This is a genomic window from Fervidicoccus sp. SLHALR4 (assembly GCF_058692745.1).
On record NZ_CP182483.1, the window covers coordinates 703629 to 719660 of the forward strand.

16 protein-coding genes are annotated in these 16032 nt (G+C 45.1%); 4 read left to right on the forward strand and 12 right to left on the reverse strand.

What is annotated here, in order from left to right; all coding sequences use genetic code 11:
- Window positions 1-4 precede the first annotated feature (4 nt).
- Window positions 5-406 carry a CopG family ribbon-helix-helix protein gene (locus tag ACLGLO_RS03765; protein ID WP_492129054.1) on the forward strand — a complete coding sequence of 134 codons (402 nt, stop codon included), beginning with the start codon at window positions 5-7 and terminating at the stop codon, window positions 404-406.
- On the opposite strand, the gene ACLGLO_RS03770 is transcribed toward ACLGLO_RS03765, so the two are convergent.
- A complete protein-coding gene (locus ACLGLO_RS03770; RefSeq protein WP_492129055.1) occupies window positions 390-1178 on the reverse strand; it encodes a hypothetical protein in 789 nt (262 codons plus the stop codon). The genes ACLGLO_RS03765 and ACLGLO_RS03770 overlap by 17 nt on opposite strands.
- A 70-nt stretch (window positions 1179-1248) precedes the next feature.
- A complete protein-coding gene (locus ACLGLO_RS03775) occupies window positions 1249-2298 on the reverse strand; it encodes an MBL fold metallo-hydrolase (RefSeq protein ID WP_492129056.1) in 1050 nt (349 codons plus the stop codon).
- 266 nt (window positions 2299-2564) lie between these two features.
- On the opposite strand from ACLGLO_RS03775, the gene ACLGLO_RS03780 reads away from it, so the two are divergent.
- The 3 genes from ACLGLO_RS03780 to ACLGLO_RS03790 all read left to right on the forward strand — a co-directional run bounded on the left by ACLGLO_RS03780 (window position 2565) and on the right by ACLGLO_RS03790 (window position 6976).
- A complete protein-coding gene (locus tag ACLGLO_RS03780; RefSeq protein WP_492129057.1) occupies window positions 2565-2759 on the forward strand; it encodes a hypothetical protein in 195 nt (64 codons plus the stop codon).
- Complete coding sequence (locus ACLGLO_RS03785; protein ID WP_492129058.1) at window positions 2743-5775, forward strand: DNA methyltransferase family protein; 3033 nt, start codon at window positions 2743-2745, stop codon at window positions 5773-5775. Before ACLGLO_RS03780 ends, ACLGLO_RS03785 begins: the two co-directional genes overlap by 17 nt.
- Before the next feature lie 589 nt (window positions 5776-6364).
- On the forward strand, window positions 6365-6976 hold the full coding sequence (locus tag ACLGLO_RS03790) for a hypothetical protein (protein ID WP_492129059.1): 612 nt from the start codon (window positions 6365-6367) through the stop codon (window positions 6974-6976).
- A gap of 640 nt (window positions 6977-7616) precedes the next feature.
- On the opposite strand, the gene ACLGLO_RS03795 is transcribed toward ACLGLO_RS03790, so the two are convergent.
- From ACLGLO_RS03795 to ACLGLO_RS03840, 10 genes are all read right to left on the reverse strand, one after another.
- On the reverse strand, window positions 7617-8876 hold the full coding sequence (locus tag ACLGLO_RS03795; RefSeq protein ID WP_492129060.1) for a DUF3987 domain-containing protein: 1260 nt from the start codon (window positions 8874-8876) through the stop codon (window positions 7617-7619).
- Window positions 8877-9075: 199 nt separating this feature from the next.
- Entirely contained in the window at window positions 9076-9336 is a 261-nt protein-coding gene (locus ACLGLO_RS03800; RefSeq protein WP_492129061.1) for a hypothetical protein, read from the reverse strand.
- A 67-nt stretch (window positions 9337-9403) separates the two neighbouring features.
- Window positions 9404-9775: a P-loop NTPase family protein gene (locus tag ACLGLO_RS03805; RefSeq protein ID WP_492129062.1), complete on the reverse strand. Its 372-nt coding sequence runs from the start codon at window positions 9773-9775 to the stop codon at window positions 9404-9406.
- Window positions 9772-10200, reverse strand: a complete 429-nt coding sequence (locus tag ACLGLO_RS03810; RefSeq protein WP_492129063.1) for a hypothetical protein — start codon at window positions 10198-10200, stop codon at window positions 9772-9774. Before ACLGLO_RS03810 ends, ACLGLO_RS03805 begins: the two co-directional genes overlap by 4 nt.
- A 22-nt stretch (window positions 10201-10222) precedes the next feature.
- On the reverse strand, window positions 10223-11008 hold the full coding sequence (locus ACLGLO_RS03815; RefSeq protein ID WP_492129064.1) for a tyrosine-type recombinase/integrase: 786 nt from the start codon (window positions 11006-11008) through the stop codon (window positions 10223-10225).
- A 183-nt stretch (window positions 11009-11191) separates the two neighbouring features.
- Window positions 11192-11929, reverse strand: a complete 738-nt coding sequence (locus ACLGLO_RS03820) for an ABC transporter ATP-binding protein (protein ID WP_492129065.1) — start codon at window positions 11927-11929, stop codon at window positions 11192-11194.
- 2 nt (window positions 11930-11931) lie between these two features.
- The gene (locus ACLGLO_RS03825) at window positions 11932-12951 is read right to left on the reverse strand and encodes a FecCD family ABC transporter permease (protein WP_492129066.1); all 1020 of its coding nucleotides are present in this window, start codon (window positions 12949-12951) and stop codon (window positions 11932-11934) included.
- A gap of 20 nt (window positions 12952-12971) precedes the next feature.
- Window positions 12972-14177: an ABC transporter substrate-binding protein gene (locus ACLGLO_RS03830; protein ID WP_492129067.1), complete on the reverse strand. Its 1206-nt coding sequence runs from the start codon at window positions 14175-14177 to the stop codon at window positions 12972-12974.
- A 73-nt stretch (window positions 14178-14250) separates the two neighbouring features.
- Window positions 14251-15027, reverse strand: coding sequence for an ABC transporter ATP-binding protein (locus ACLGLO_RS03835; RefSeq protein ID WP_492129068.1), 777 nt, complete (start codon window positions 15025-15027; stop codon window positions 14251-14253).
- Window positions 15014-16018 carry a FecCD family ABC transporter permease gene (locus ACLGLO_RS03840; protein ID WP_492129069.1) on the reverse strand — a complete coding sequence of 335 codons (1005 nt, stop codon included), beginning with the start codon at window positions 16016-16018 and terminating at the stop codon, window positions 15014-15016. Before ACLGLO_RS03840 ends, ACLGLO_RS03835 begins: the two co-directional genes overlap by 14 nt.
- Between the last annotated feature and the right edge of the window lie 14 nt (window positions 16019-16032).

Genomic DNA, 16032 nt, shown 5'->3' on the forward strand with positions numbered 1-16032 from the left:
GAAGATGCCCGCGAGGTTCTCGGTTTCATTTCCCAAGGATCTTTTGAATGAGCTGGAGAGACTTTCGGAATTGGAAGGTACAAGCAGGTCCTCAGTGCTCCAGAGAGCTGCTGAGAATTACATCGCCGATAGAAAGTGGATGGCGAGCGAGGGAAAAGTCGCTGGAGCAGCTCTCATAGCGTACAACCATGAAGCGGGGGGGATCGACGAATCGCTCACAGATGTCCAGCACGAATTCATGGATGTGATAGTTTCTTCACTTCACATTCACCTGACGAGAGAGGAGTGCTTGCTCATCATTGCGGTGAAAGGTGAGGTAAAGAGGATAAAGGAGTTGGTTGAGAAGATTTCGGGGCTCCACGGAATAAGGACTGCTCGGTTCTGCGCGGCTAGCTTGAAGGCTTGAACTCATAGTACTTTTCATATTTGCTTACCAGAGCCGGCATGTTTATTTTGACCATTCTCAGGAGCTCAATGAGGCACTCCCTCGAGTCGCCTCTGAGCCTGGAAGCTAAATAGATTTCATTCGGAACTCCTTCCGAATAAAAGCCTTCTATTTTTCCCGCCACGAAGCTTTCCGCTTCAATGAGATCCGCCCCCAGCAGTGGAGAGTATCCTGAGCATGGGTGGCTTCTCCACTCCCTTCGGAGTTGCTCCCTCAGATAAGCAATTCTCTTTCCTTCGTCGCTCTTCTTCCCCCTTCTCACAATGGCAGCAGAAAAGAGCAGCCTGAGCAAAAAGACAAGATCAGTTGTCCCTTTACCCCCTGATCTCACATGCTGAACTGCTATCAACCTCTCAGCCGCGCTTCCCCGCTCCATGAGCTTTTCCGCAACTTCTTCAACGGATCTGGAGCTGAGGGAGAAGATCATGATGCTCCTGAAAGGGTTGGGAAGAAGGAGTGAGAGCAGAGGAATGAGGCAGGGCTTGAGCTCTGCCGGGCACCTCGAGTTTCTGAATAAAGTGAGGAGCGGCATGGGCTTCAGCTCTAGATTTTTCAGCCCTGCAACAAAGGGAGGAGACGATTCGGAAGGATCCAAAAGCCCCATCCACTGAAATGCTCTGAGCCACAGAAGGGACTCAGAATAGCTGTACCTCTCTTCGAGAGACTCGATGAGCCTTTCCTCAGAGCTCAGAGCTGCCTCTGCCAAAACCACGAACTCTCTCATGGGAGACATTTGGAGCGCTGGAGATCTCGGAATTCGCCCACCTCCCTTCTTAACAGGGTAGGGTGGAGGTAGGAGCAAATCAATCTTCCTCTCTCACTCCCTGAACATTGGGCATGACTTTTGCCTCTATATTCAGCCTCTTCCTCACGCTGCTTGCAAATGACTCAGCAATTTCCCTAGAAGTTCTGTAGCCGTCCACGATCACATTCCTCGGCTTCGCCTCCTCAACATACATCATCGTATCTTCGAAATCGCCGTGATCGCTCAATGCTACGATCCACTTCTCGCTCCGTCCATTCTCGTAGATTTTCTTAAGGGGGGAGGAGAAGAACCACCCGGTCAGCGTTATTTCGGAAGTGGAAGGGTAAATTCTCTTCCTCGAATTGATATGTGTCATGTAGACGAACCAGTTCGAATCGAGAAGCTCTTTCCCCTCCGCAGAGGAATCGGAGAAGTAGTCACCAATCTTGAAGCCGTGCCTTTCCGCTACCTTTGTGAGCATGTAGACTTTTTCAGGCATTACGAATGGAGCCTCTACGCCGTACCTCCTCAATATCATCATCGCTTCTTGGAGCTTCCCGTGGTAGCCCCTCACGACCACAGGCCTCCCCTTTGATAGGAGCTCGGAGACGAGATCGCTGAAAAGTATGTCGACCTCGTTTTTGAACGGCCTCACCATGCTCTCATCTCCGTACGTGGCGTCTATCACAAGGACATCGAGATCGCTCATTATCTTGGTTCCAGGGAACTTGAAGTCCCCCGTATAGCCTATTCTGGCTCCATCTGAAAGCTCAACCAATATCTGTGCGCTCCCCAGAACATGTGCTGATCTCACCAGCGTAATGATCTCATCTTCAAAAGCGAGGGACCTGCCGTATTCAAGCGGAATCAGCTTCTCCTCCGGAAGAGAGTGCCCCAGAGCTTTCAGAGCATCTATTGTCGCCGGAGTAGCGACTATGTGCCTAGCTATCTTTTTGCTCATATTGAGAAGAATAGTATGGTCGCTGTGGAAGTGGGAAATGAGTCTCACAGCTTTTCCAGCAAAAGAATCTATTTCGAATCTCTCTCCGACGGCAATTGCTCCTCTTTCTGTCACCGCTATTCTCTTAAACAGGCGCAGTTCATCCAAAAAGCTCTCCCGAAAAATGGATTGTTCAGGGAACTTATAACCTTTTAATTTATGAGAATTTTAACACTTAAAACATCTTTGGATACATGTTGATTTTATTTATTTGAAAATCGGTTTTTCATTATCTAACATATTTCAACCTCTTCTCAGCCCTTATATACTCTAACTTCAATTGCATCTTTTAAATCATCATCAACGTGATCGAGATCGAAATTAATATATCATAATAAGTATAGAGAACTATTCTAGGAATTGAGGTGTATCAAGTGGTTAAATGCCCCTACTGTGGCTACGAGGGCGAGCTCAGGCTTCTAAAGATGTGGAAGTATAAGTGGTGGAATGTCTACTATTATCAGTGCCCTAAATGTAAAGGTAAATTCCGGTACCAGGTTGACCCAGAGGGGAAGAGAAAGAGCTACATTATAAGGATGCGGGTAAAGCCACATGCCAGAAGTTCCTGAATACATTATTAATGCTAAGCTTGCTGAGATTTTAAGCAAAGAGCTCGGTATTGATGCTAGGGCCGAGAGGTCTAAAAGCGGAAAGAGACCTGATATCAGTTGCTTCTATAATGGCTTGATGGTAGTCATAGAGACATCCTACAGCAAGAGCGATGCGGAGAGCGATGCTAAGAAGAGGATTGAGCAGGGGATAGCAGACATATCGATAGCTCTGTGGTTGAAGAATGAATATAGAAATATTCCCGAAGTAGAGCTTGAGAGAGCAATCCATAGCTCTAAATTCGATGTGAAGATATTCGTACCGAGAGATACGAGTGGATGGTTTACAGACATAGACATTCCTGCTCTTAAAGACATCATAAATAGTGCCGTGGAATTCCTTGTGAAAGAAGAAGAGGTAACGAAGCTTATAGAAGATGTGGAGTCAAAGATAAGCGAATTTATAAATGCTTTGAACAGCATCGATACCAAACGAGAGATTTACAAGGGCATTTACGATATCCTCTACAGGCTTTACGGGTTCTCTATTGCTGAAGCAGAGGATCCAGAAGTAGTATTCGGTCAGGCGGCTCTCTCCATACTTCTCTCAGCAACTTTCTATGAGCACATTAGGAATAAGCACCCGGAACTAAGACCCCTTGGAGAGTATGTTAAAGAGCATGGTGCTCTAGAAGGATTAAGAAATGCCCTAGAAGATCTCCTTAAAGTAGACTATAAAGTCGCAGTAGAAACAACGCGTGACATACTAAAGGTGCTCCCTCCTAACGCATCGTATAGGAGTAAGGATCTAATAGATCTCGGTATTAAGATAGCTGAATGTCCCAGCCTCCTGAGGAGGGATTTCGCAGGAAGAGTATACCATAAGATCACTGGAGATATAGCACTAAGGAAGGGCTTCGCAACGTTCTATACAGAAGTCCCAGCAGCTTACATATTGGCATCGCTGTCTTTGAATTCTTTTCTAGATCTGGATGTAAAAGAAATCCATGAAATCCGATCACAGGAAGCCGAAAAAATTATTGGTAAGATAAAGTCTATGAAAGTAAGCGACTTTGCTTGCGGCAGTGGCACACTGATTACAGCATCCTACAATACGATGCTTAGACTGGCTACAGCGCTCAAGTACTATTACGAACTTGAGGATCTAGATGTTGATGAAATTGCTAAGACCATTATCGAGGAGGGCATTTACGGAATAGACGCGCTTCGCTATGCTTCGCAGATAACAGCACTAAACCTAGCACTCTTGAGTCCAGGGAACATATCGAAAGAGAACATCTATACAATATACTTAGGATATATTCCAAAGAGAAAGCAGGCTTGGTTGGGTTCGCTGGAGTTGCTCAGTAACGGTGGAAGAGTAGGCAAATTGCTTACATGGATAGAGGGCGGATTAAAGGGTATAGCAGAAAAAGCAAGCCTTGAGGGTTTTGAAGGCAGTTTTACTATACCCGAGAAATTCGACTTAATAATAATGAACCCTCCGTTTACAAGGGCTACCGGTAGAACAGAGAAATTTGGCGAGCAACGTGGTCATTTTGGCTTCATTGCTGATAAGGAATCTAGAGAGAAAATGGCCGAGGCTTATGAAAGAGCTGTTGAGATCGTTAAGAAAGAGCTAAAATCTATAGCAGAGAATAGTGCCAAGTCATTTCCTAATGTGATAAAGGATATAATTGAAGGTGGGAAAGAATTAGAACTAAGGCAGTACCTAAATATCGGGCAGGCCGGTGAGGGATTGCTGTTTCTTTATTTGGCCTATAAGTATATCAATAATGATGGTGTTATAGCTTTCGTACTTCCGAGGGGTTTGCTTGCTGGGGTTTCATGGTTCCTCGCAAGAGTTCTACTTGCAAGCAAATTCCACGTAAAGTACATCATTGTGAGTAGCGATTCAGAGAAGGGATACAACTTCTCCGAGGGCACATCGTTAAGTGAAACCCTTGTTGTAGCTAAGAGGTCTGACAGCGCCGATGTGAATGCGGAGACTGTGTTTATTAACTTACTGAGCAAGCCTTCAACAGCTTTGGAGGCCATGATGCTATCTGAGGAAATTAAGAGCGCGATCCGGCAGTTGAAGGCGAATAGAACAGCTCTTGTAGAGGTCGGTGGAGCAAGAGCTTTAATCTTAAAGGTTCTACGGCGACAGCTACTTGAAAATATGGATAACTGGAACAGGTTTGTTGCCGTATATGACGATTATCTCATCAACCTTGTCGTAAACAACCTCCTCGCTAAGGGGGAGGGTGATACTATAATAGATGAGAGAATAGAGCTGAGCATCCCGTTAATCAGGTTCAACAGCGTCATATCGGAGATAGGCGTCGACGCTCATCAGTTTCATGATCACTTTAGTGTGGTGAATACTGAAACAGCGTACCCCGTGATATATGGGGGTGGAGAGGATGTTAGGAAGAAAATGACTGTGAAGCCTAATGCCCATGCCGCAGGTAAGACTGAGAGGGCTGACGAAATATTCAGGAAATATGCATCCAGACTCCTAGTGCCGGACAGAATATGGTGGGATACAGCACATGTGATAGCTCTCTACTCAGAGGTACCTGTGCTCGCAAACATCTTCTATGCTGTAAAGCTTAAAGTGAGTGAAGATCTCAGAGAATACGCAGAGAAAGCTCTCACGCTCTGGTTCAACACTTTGTGGGGTATCCTCACAGTTCTCTTCAATAGAGAAGAGACTAAAGGCGCGTGGACGAGGCTTAAGCTAGCTCAGTGGAGACTCCTTCCGGTTTTAGACGTTACCAAGCTCAATCCCGATGCCTTGAAGAGGCTTGCAGAAGTATTTGATAAGTACTCCAAAGAAGCCCCAGCCAGAATACCAGAACAGTTTGATCCGGTTAAGCCTGATCCTATCAGACTCGGAATAGATCTGGGGTTCCTAGAAGCTTTTAACCCATCCCTAGACAAGGATAAAGCTAGAGAAGAACTATTAAGACTATATAAGCGTGTATTCGAAGCCTTTAAGACATGGATAGGAAGCGAGAAGGAAAGCGAGTGAAAGACGATCTAATCAGAGGGCTGTTGAATCTAGGATATTCTTTGAAACCTTGTTTGTAAGTCTGGCAGGACTCTAGGAAATAACTGCTATTGCATCTTTGTAGAGACGGATCTCTTTGCAATGAATGCACTATAGCTACGATTAGTCCGCTTACTAATATTGCAAATCCTGTTGCCAAAACATAGCAGGATACGTGTCAGTATATCAATAGAAAAAACGAAATCAGGGTTGTAAAGCATAATGATCTCTCATAGAAAGCTATTTATAGTTAAAAAAAGAATTGAAAAGATAGGAAGCATTTATACTGGGGGCATATACCATGTCAACGGAGACATCAGATAAGGGGGAAGCCCGGAAGGGCGGGGGTATTAGCTCAAAGCTTTTCGCAACCGCTATAATAATTTTGGTCCTTGCTATATCTGCACTTGGATACTATGCATATACCTTAAGGAATGCGAACAGCAGCTTGAATGAGCAGTTGGCTGACCTAAGCAAAAATTACACTTCATTGAACGCTCAGTACGAGTCTCTCAAAGCAAATTACATGTCGCTAGACACTAGATGCAATTCACTTGAGGCGAACTATACATTGTTAAATAGCCAATATGGATACCTCCTCAATAACTACACTTCCCTCAAAGCAGATTACACATCGCTTGAAGCGAACTATACCTCGCTGAAGAACCAATATGATTCTCTAATGGCAAACTATACTTCGCTGAATGCTCAGTACAATTCGCTGCTAAGCAATTACAATAACCTTGAGGTGAGCTATACCTCGCTGAAGAATCAATATGATTCTCTGTTAAGCAACTACAACAGCCTTGAGGCGGCGTATAATGACTTAGCAAATAAGTATAGCAATGCCCAAGCTATCATAAACCTTGCAGTAAGTAGAACTCTTGAGAAGGACAAGCCTGTTCAAATCCCGGCAGGTAGTAGCACATACCTTGCATACAGCTTAAACTATGCAGGCTATCTAGTAATAACATTCTCTGCTAATGGGAACATATACTTCTATGTAGGAGGTAATGGGACTTATGGGTCCTACTCAATTAGGTATCCATATAGTAGCAGTTTTGTTGCAAGCTCGGGAAGTTTCATTGTGCCTGTGCTGCCCGGCACTACCTACGTCAACATATACAATCCGTCCATAGTCTTCGGAGTGAGCGTGACGATAACGATAACGTACGTATACTGAAAAGGGAGATGAGCGCTTTAAAATAACACAACTTTTTCAAGCAAAACCTCTTTTGTTGCTTAGTTAAACAGAGATTGATCTCATTGTATTCTGCTTATATTTGCTTATGCTTGTCCAAAGAGCCGGCTTTGGAGGTTCTTTGAGAAGATATTTTGAGGTTTTATGAGATGAGAGGTGGATGCATATAGTTGATAGCATTCAGGCATTCTCTTCTGTCAAGCTTCTCGCTCTTCGCCAAGTTCTACAACCCCTCCGAATGGCCCCTCAGCCTACCAACCTCCACTATTCATATATTTCTCCAGGAAGACTAAAAACTTTCTTTAACATTGGTCTTAACTAGCTTTGAAGCAATGAAACTGTAGCATTCTTATAGCTTGTGCTAACAGTTCAATCCGTACCAGCCTGCTGAAGGGAGAAAATTATTTATTACTTACTACTCTTTAACTGTAAAAACGCTTTCAATTTAACCCTTCCATACATGTCCATACACGATATAATTTTTACTACTATTATGTAGTAAGTAATAAATAATTTTGTGACCAAGAGTCAATTGCTCTCTTAATGCTTAAGGAGCTAAGCTTGTTTTTTATTAAGTAAAAAAGAAATTTTACTTTTAAGACAAAGTTAAAAAATAAATATGCTATTGAAATTTAAAGGAGCATAGCTGTTTAGGTCTTCCAGGCCTATTTGTTTGCTCCGCCTTACACTCGCATATCTCTTGCTTCTCTAGGTCATCAAGGACCTTCTCTAACTTATCGTGCCCAAGCTTTGTCTTATTATACCACTGCCTATATAGCTCTGTTCTATCAATAACATATACACCATTTTCCTGTTTACTATATTTCAATACAATCTCTTTCACAATATTAACAAGGTCCTCTATGCTTTCAAGCTTTGCCTTCGCTATCTCCGCTTTCTTCATCTCCTCCAAAAGCCTATTGAATGATTTATCTACTTTGAGCAGAAATGTGCCAGCACGATTAAGATCTTCTTCTTCAATAGGAGCTATAGATTTACCACTCTTCTTTCGCTCTTCAAGCTCTTCTACAGTCATCCTAGAAATCCTATACAAACCAGCCAACTTCCATAGATGAGGGGCATATCTTTCTCTAACACCTCTCATAACCTCATCAGAGTTCTTCATTATTTCGTGCAACTTTATTTCAATATTTTTCATTCTTTCCAAAGTATCCTGAGTAGGTATTAGCATAATACTATTTACATCAAGCTCAAGTATCTTCTTCCCCCAAATAAGCAGTTTTTCCATATCGGGATCTGGGCTTACCGAGATATCAGGAATATTATTAGGTGTTAAAATATTCTCGCTTATGGGAATGAAATTTTCAATGCCTTCATCCCATATTAGCAACAGTCTACTCAAAAACCCGTGATGAATCATTTCTTCTCTTATAAGTTTTTCCTTCACAGCATAGAAATTAGTACATAGAAATGCTGTTACGTAGGGGTTTGGGATATTTATAGTACCCCTTATTCTAGTCCTATATATAATTGTAGTTCCGTCATAAAGCTTTTGCCAAAGGCCTGTTAATTCGGCCATGTACTGCTTATTTTGTATCATTTCCAAAATTATCCCAAATTCATCCATTGTCCATGGAAGGAAGCCATTATTATCTTTAAGCGTATCAATAAGTCCTTCAGGCGTAGAAATATCTGGGACGCTATATTTACCACCCAATACAGCTCTCAAATACTCCTTCACTTTATTTGCCACTGTACTCTTCCTTGATTCACCTGTAGGGCCAATAATCAAAAACCACACGTTAAGTTTTATACCATAAACAGTATCGTCCGCAAAGAAATTCGGCGATGCTTTGAATGGGATAATAGCTCTATGACCCACTAGAGAGCTAATAGCATATAGCGCCGCGGCTTCCTTCAAAGGTCTATTAGCATCTGTAATCTTATCTAATACTCTAATCAATGTTTCAATAGAATCCCATTCACTACTATTGCTAGCGATTTTATTTTGGTTTATGCTAGCCTCTCTGGGCGAGGCATTTGAAGGCGACATGTTAGATATATTAGACATACGGGTCGCCTTCTTCGATTGTCACCGCTGTGTATTACATTAATATACCTTATCTCGCAGCTTTGCTGGTGCTCAGTGGCTCGACATATAGCACTTTTATCTGCACCCATTTACCTACTATTTCTCTAGCGATTGCCGAAGGAAATGTTATGAACCCCCTATTGCCCATTCTAGTTACTTTTCTCCATCCCAGATCTATCTCTTTTACTCTCACCTCGCCGTCCTCGCTTATCCTCTCTATCACAACTCTTCCATTAGTTTCCTTCTTTCTATTCAGGTTTACCGTTTTATTTTGAGTAGGCTCACTCATTTTTACATCACTATTTAACATTTTTGTTTTAAGAAGTAATAAACTTATGTATTACATTGCTTTAAATTTAACAAATCAAATCTTCTCTTCCAATCTTTCTCAAGATTGAAATAACGTGATTGGTCGAGGCCGCTGTTAATACCTGCTTGTCATCAACCAACCTGCAGAGAGTTTCAACCACAGCTTCCTTAACCTTGTAGACTTCTTCTGGTTCTTGTTCTCTCTTAGCATAGTTTATGAGAGAAGTTATCAGTGCATCTACAAGTTCATGCAAAAGTGTTGCTCTTGCCTCATCTTCATCTTCTGTGTATATGTAGACCAAGTTCCCGATGACCTCACCTAGGTACTTTCCTCGGTGTGGCTTAACAACTAGCTTAAGTTCTCTTGGTAGACCTAGAGCCTGCTTAAGGATTTCAAAGTACTCTTCTAGCTTGTTCAAGTCTCCTCAATCCTCAACAGGTATCTTCCACTGCTTAGCTCGCGGACAAGCTCCCATCCTTCAGTAATATAGTTCACAAGCTCATCTTCACTCACTACAGTAGCACGGTATCTCCTCCCACCATTGCTCCTAGAACCAACGTTTTTGAACAGCTCTTCCTTGATAAGCTTCCCTATAAGTTCTAGCTCATCAGCATCCCTGTTCTCGCGTCTAAGCCTAGCTATCTTTACATCAATGTTCTCTATTCCAAGAGACTTGGCGAAAGCCTTGATCAGCTCCAGCTTATTCACTACGGAGCCTGACCCTTCTAGGCGTGGTATTGCCTGGGCATACTTCTGCCTCAACTGTTCAATAGCTTCAGTGTCCAGATCCCTTAGTCCAGTGTAGATTGCCTGTAGAGAATTCAAGCCTCCTACATGACCCATCAGGTATTCTGCCTCGGCATCGCTAATGTTTGCCCCCTGCTAGCTGTCTCCTGAAGTATTTTCTCAGTGAATATGGCCTAAACCTCTTGAATGCCTCCGGATGCTTTAGCTTGAGCTTCTCAATATACCTTGTAATAGCTTTATAGATGGACTCTCCATCGTTATACGGCAGGAGTTTTTCATCTTCCTGCCAAGGTTTTTTCCTTGCCTCATACACTTCGTTCAAATATGCTAACAATATGTCAACCCCTTTCTTACCCAAGAAAGTAATATACCACTGGCTCGTCTTCTGCTGTTTAACAACTATTTTTAGAGGTATTTTGAGAGCCTTGTAGATATTGTTCTCAAGACGGATTTCATCTTTTATGCTCGCAAATCTTAGGTTTGCCACATCTACAGGTCTCATTCCAGAATATGCCATAAGGCATATTGCAACTTTGAGCTTCAACGGTGCTCTTTGCAACAGTAAATCAACTTCCTCGGGCTTAGGTATATAGTCGAGCGTCTTAGGAGTCCCTCGTTCAAGTCTAACTCTGATATCAATTCCATTAAATTTAAAGAACGCTCTTATACCAGCCAGGTACGTATTCACCGTGTAGTCGCTTGCTCCTTCCCGTTTTAGCGTAGCTCTGTACTCGTCTAATAATGCTTCAAGCCTGCTCTTATCTTGCCTACCCTGCTCAATAAGCTCCAGTTCATTCATACCTGTGTATCTGCTTAGACTGATTAGGGCACACTTATATGCGTCTATACTTCCTCCTCTATATTTAGAAAGGAACCTTTCAATCAAATTTACTGTTTGGTTCAATAGTCCCACCTTTGATACATTTTAGTATTTATGAAGAAAAGTTTATAAGTGTTAAGGTTTTTAAAGATTAAAACCTTATAGCCGGGAAATCAACTCCTCTGCTCAACGGAGAACAGATTCATGCGAAAGGCTCCTCTTTCTGTTGCAATGAAAACTACGGATCTCGAAACGATGACAGCAGCGTCAAGATGGAGCAGATGGGATGGGGATTTTTCTTCCGTCCACAAGCAGAACTCTGAACTCTACTCCGTAGAGATCCCTCAGCAGATCTTCTTTCAGGGCTTCTGCAATATCCAGTGGTCCCAGAAGCCTTCTCGCATTCAGTGCTATCACTTTTTCGCAAACGTAGGAGGACTCAGCTATTTCATGCATGCTCACGACGAAGAGCTTTTCGTTCTTCTCCCTCCTCAGAATTCTGTAGAGTGAAAGGCGCGATCTAACGTCGAGATGTCCCGTCGGTTCATCGAGAAGCAGGACTTTGGCATCGGAAGCAATTGAAGATGCAAGCATGACCTTCATCTTCTCTCCCGTGCTGAGATGGTCGAACTCCCTTTCGAGGTCTATGGATGATCCCAGCTCATTCAGGATCCTTCCCACATCAGCCAGCACTTCTTCAGAGCGCCACCTCCCATAGAGGATCCTCTTTTCGCTGGAAGCTAGCACAGATAGCGCGACGTCTCCACCCCTCATCCCCGGGAGGCTCGGAGGATCTGGGGGAACATATATCGACCTGGCGGGGGGCTCCACCTCAACTTTCCCCTCCAGCGGCTTGAGAGCACCGGAGATCGTCTTGAGCAGCGTGCTCTTTCCAGAACCGTTTGGTCCAATAACGCAGTAGATCTTTCCAGGCGAAAGGGTGAAGCTCAGTCCTGAAAAAAGGGGACGATTGTAGCCTATGCTTCCTTTTAACCTTACGATCATTTTCATCCCCTCGCGCTTCTTATCAGCAGAAAGAGAAAGAATGGAGCTCCCAGCATGCTCATAACAATTCCTACGGGTATTTCAGATGGCATGAAAGCTACCCTAGATGCGACATCGGCTGAAAGGAGGATCGTTGGAGCTAGAGCTGAAGATATTGCAGCTGAAGCTCCAGGATCGCCCCCCACCAAGATCCTGGAGATGTGAGGGACAATGAGACCTATGAAGCCGATCGGTCCGACAGCCAGAGTTACAAGGGTTATGCTTATGCTTGATGTTATTATGCTCTCCTTTCTCAGGGACTCGGTATCTATGCCTCCTGACTTCGCCAGTTCTTCCCCGAGCATCATCTTCCTGAGGCTTCCAACTCTTGCCAGCAGATAGAAAAGCACTACTGCGGAGCTGAGCAGGCTGTATGCAACTGTGCTCACATCCGAAAACTGCAGGGATCCCAGGACTACGGCAACCCCGCCCTGCGAAATGGTGGGATTCACGATGAGGATGAGGTACGAGAAAGATGTCAGCATAGTCGAGATCATTATTCCGGATAGAGCAATGACCAGAACCCTGAATCCTCCCATTCTGCTCAAGAAGTAAACTACCGTTGTGACTAGAATTGAGGTTGCGAAGGATGTGAGGGGTGCAAGGTAAATTCCAGTCCTGATGGACAAGTAGTAGCCTAGAAGTGTGCCCAGCATTGCTCCCGAGGATATTCCCAAGATGTTTGAATCCACTATTGGATTAACGAGCACAGTTTGAAGGATGAGGCCGTTCAGAGAGAGGGAAACTGCAGCGAATATTGCAGTTAGGGTTCTGTATAGCCGCAGCTCGAAAACTGGTTGGCTCATAGACCAGGAATTAAGTGGGAGCAGGCCTGAGGATCCGATCCATATGCTGAGCAGTGAGGCTGGAAATATCATCAAGAGAGAAGAAAAAAGTATAGAAATGAAGCGGCTCCTCTTCCTCTCTAAGTAGCTCTTCAGGGAATTGCCCAACCCGCCCTTCTCCCCGTTCAGCGGAAGCATCAACAGCTTTGAGCTTTGCATTAAGACTTCGAAGTTAGATTCATGACATCAGACAGCTTGAGGTCTTTGGGAACGCTTGTGGCTCCGTAGAGGTCGGGATGGAGTATGAGGGAGAGAGCAAGCTGAAGCTCTGTAACTCTCGGTCCTGGCCTCGAAGCGACGTCGTTCAGCTCCCCATGCAGCATGTAAACGTTTCCATTCTTTACAGCTTCGATGCTGCCCCCGCCAGGCTGGCTCATGGCCCACTGTATAAATTGAGTAGCATTGGAGAAGCCCCCAGCATACTCCGAGAGGATTATTACGCTTGGGTTTTCCTTAACTAGATCCTCCCAGGATATGAGCGGCCAAGCTTGGGAAATGTTCTGAAAAGCGTTGACTCCCCCTGCCAGGTTCAGCACATCGCTCCAGAAGCTTCCCCCGCCAGCGACATAGATCGGATTGATCCACACAATGTAGGCTACGGTAGGCCTCTCCCGGGTCTTCTCTGATACTAGGGAATAAGTTCGCAGAATCTCCTGCTTCATTTCGTTGTCCAAGTTTAAAGCCTCCTGATAGTGTCCTGTTATCTTTCCGAGCAAGAGTATGGCCGAAAAGATGTCATCGATGCTTTCGGTTCTCAAGGAGATTGAGGTGATCCCCATCTGAGACAGCGCATACACAAACTTATACTGAACACCTGTCGTTCCTATGACGAGATCTGGCCTCAGGGATACGATTTTTTCTATACTTATAGTGCTGAACCCCCCGACTCTCTGTATACTCCCGTTCTTGACCAGATCAAGCACGGCTGGCGGATAGTTTGAATAGTCGTCTACCCCGACTACTGAGGAGCTCGCGTTTATGGCGAACAATATCTCAGTAATGCTGGGTGCCAAAGAAACTATCCTGGCAGGCTTCTGCGTTATGAAGACCGTCCTATTCAGCGCATCGTAGACCTGGATGGGATAGCTTAGCTCTTCTATCTGCTTAGAAAGGTAATCGATTCTCTGGGAAAGAGTCGAGTTAAGGCTCTGTAGAGAAACCCCCATCTGCTGGAGCGAGGAGAGAGAGGTTCCAATCGAGAGAATCTGAGATGAAGCGTTGGTGATCTGCTTTGATAGCTCATCGATGGATGTTTTGAGGCTCTGGGAATACGTGTATGATTGGTAAGCAAGAGCAGCTGCCACTCCTGAAAAGACGAGGGCCACCGCAATCAGAATTATGGAGATCTTTGAGGCCGAACTCAAAGCTATCGCCTGGTTCTTATGTCCATTTTCTTATATTTAAAACTTTCTTTAAATTCCGCAGAATTTTTTTCGTTTAGATAGCAGGAGCTACGAACTCTCTGCCGTCCGTCCTGATCATTTTAACGTGAACTCCATAAACCTTCTCGATGACTTCTTCGTTCAGCGCTAGGGAAGGGGGGCCTCTGATGATTACTTCTCCTCTTGCCATAACGACGGCCTCATCTGCAACCGCGATGGCCTCGTTTGGATCATGCGTAGTGAAAAGGATCCCCTTTCCGCTCTCTGCCAACTCTTTCATAATTTTGAGAACTGCTATCTTGTTTCTGAAATCGAGATAGGCTGTGGGCTCGTCCAACACAATGAAAGGCGCTCCCTGTGCATAGGCCCTCGCAATGCTTATCATCCTCCTCTCCCCCCCGCTCAGCTGCGAAAAGTACCTGTCAGCATAGCTTTCCAAACCGAATTTCTTCAGCGCTTCGAAGGCAATTCTTTCGTCCATATCGCTTGGAGTGGAAATTGGCGAAACGTGGGGGGTTCTTCCAAGCAGAACGTAATCAATAACCCTCAGGGGAACGCTCCTCATTACTTCCTGGGGAACCCATGCTATTGTTCTGGCCCTCTCCCTGTCGCTCATCTCGAACAAGTTCCTGTCCCCAACGAACACGTTGGGAGGCACCGGCTTAAGCACCCCAAGGACTATTTTGGTGAGCGTGGTTTTCCCCGACCCGTTTGGGCCGAGGAGGGACACGATCTTCCCTCTCCTGACGGAGATGCTTATGTTCTTGAGCGAGAAGCCCGTATCCTTGTAATTGAAGCTTACGCCCTCTACTCTGATCTCAGCTCCATCCACGGTATATCCTCCTCCTCAGCAGAAATGCGAAGAAGGGAACGCCGACAAAAGAGGTCAGCACCTCCAGAGGGAGCTCGCTCGGAAGAACAGCTCTCGATATTGTGTCGACCCAAAGTAGAAAAGCAGCCCCAACGAGAGCGGAGCCCGGGACAACGAACCTGTTTGATTCGCCGAAGAGCATCCTGGAAATGTGGGGAATAACCAATCCAACCCATCCGATGAGCCCCGCAACCACGGTGCTTGCTGCCGCAGGCAGTGTGGACAGAACTATTATGACGGCTTTGTAGAGCTCTGTTCTTAAGCCGAGGGCCTTCGCCTCCTCTTCTCCCACCGTAAACGCATCGAGCCTCCATCTGAGCAAGTAGAGGAGTATTATGGAAGGTATGGAGATCGCTGTGAGGATCTCAACATCCCTCCAGGAAACTGAGGCGAGGCCTCCCATGAGCCAGTAGGTTATCTGCGGAAGCTTAGATTCCGGGTCGGCGAGAAACTTGACCAGGCTCATCAGGCTCTTGAACAGACTGCCAACGATTATTCCGGAAAGCACCAAATCTATTATTCTCGCTCCCCCTCCTCTCCATGCGATTAGGTAAGAGGAAGCTAGAGCAGCTAGGCCGAGCGCAAAGGCTAAGGCCTGGACAGCTGGGAGAGGGAAGTCGAGGAGTATTGCTATAGATGCTCCAAAGCCGGCTCCAGCCAAAACCCCCAGAATATCTGGGCTTACCAGGGGGTTTCTGAAGAGGGCTTGAAATCCAGCTCCGGAGACTGAGAGGGAAGCTCCGATGATTAGGGCAGCGAGTATTCTCGGCAGCCTGATCTGCATTACAACAGATGCAAGGGGATCGGAAGCAGGAGCGCTTCCAACCGTATATTCCATGACCGCCCTCAATGAACGGAAGGGATCGAACCCGTAGCTGCCCATCCCTAGAGAAATCACGAACGAAAAAAAGGTCACTGTTGCTGCTATGGCGAGCTTCTCTCCGGCCTTCATTGCTCATCCTTCAA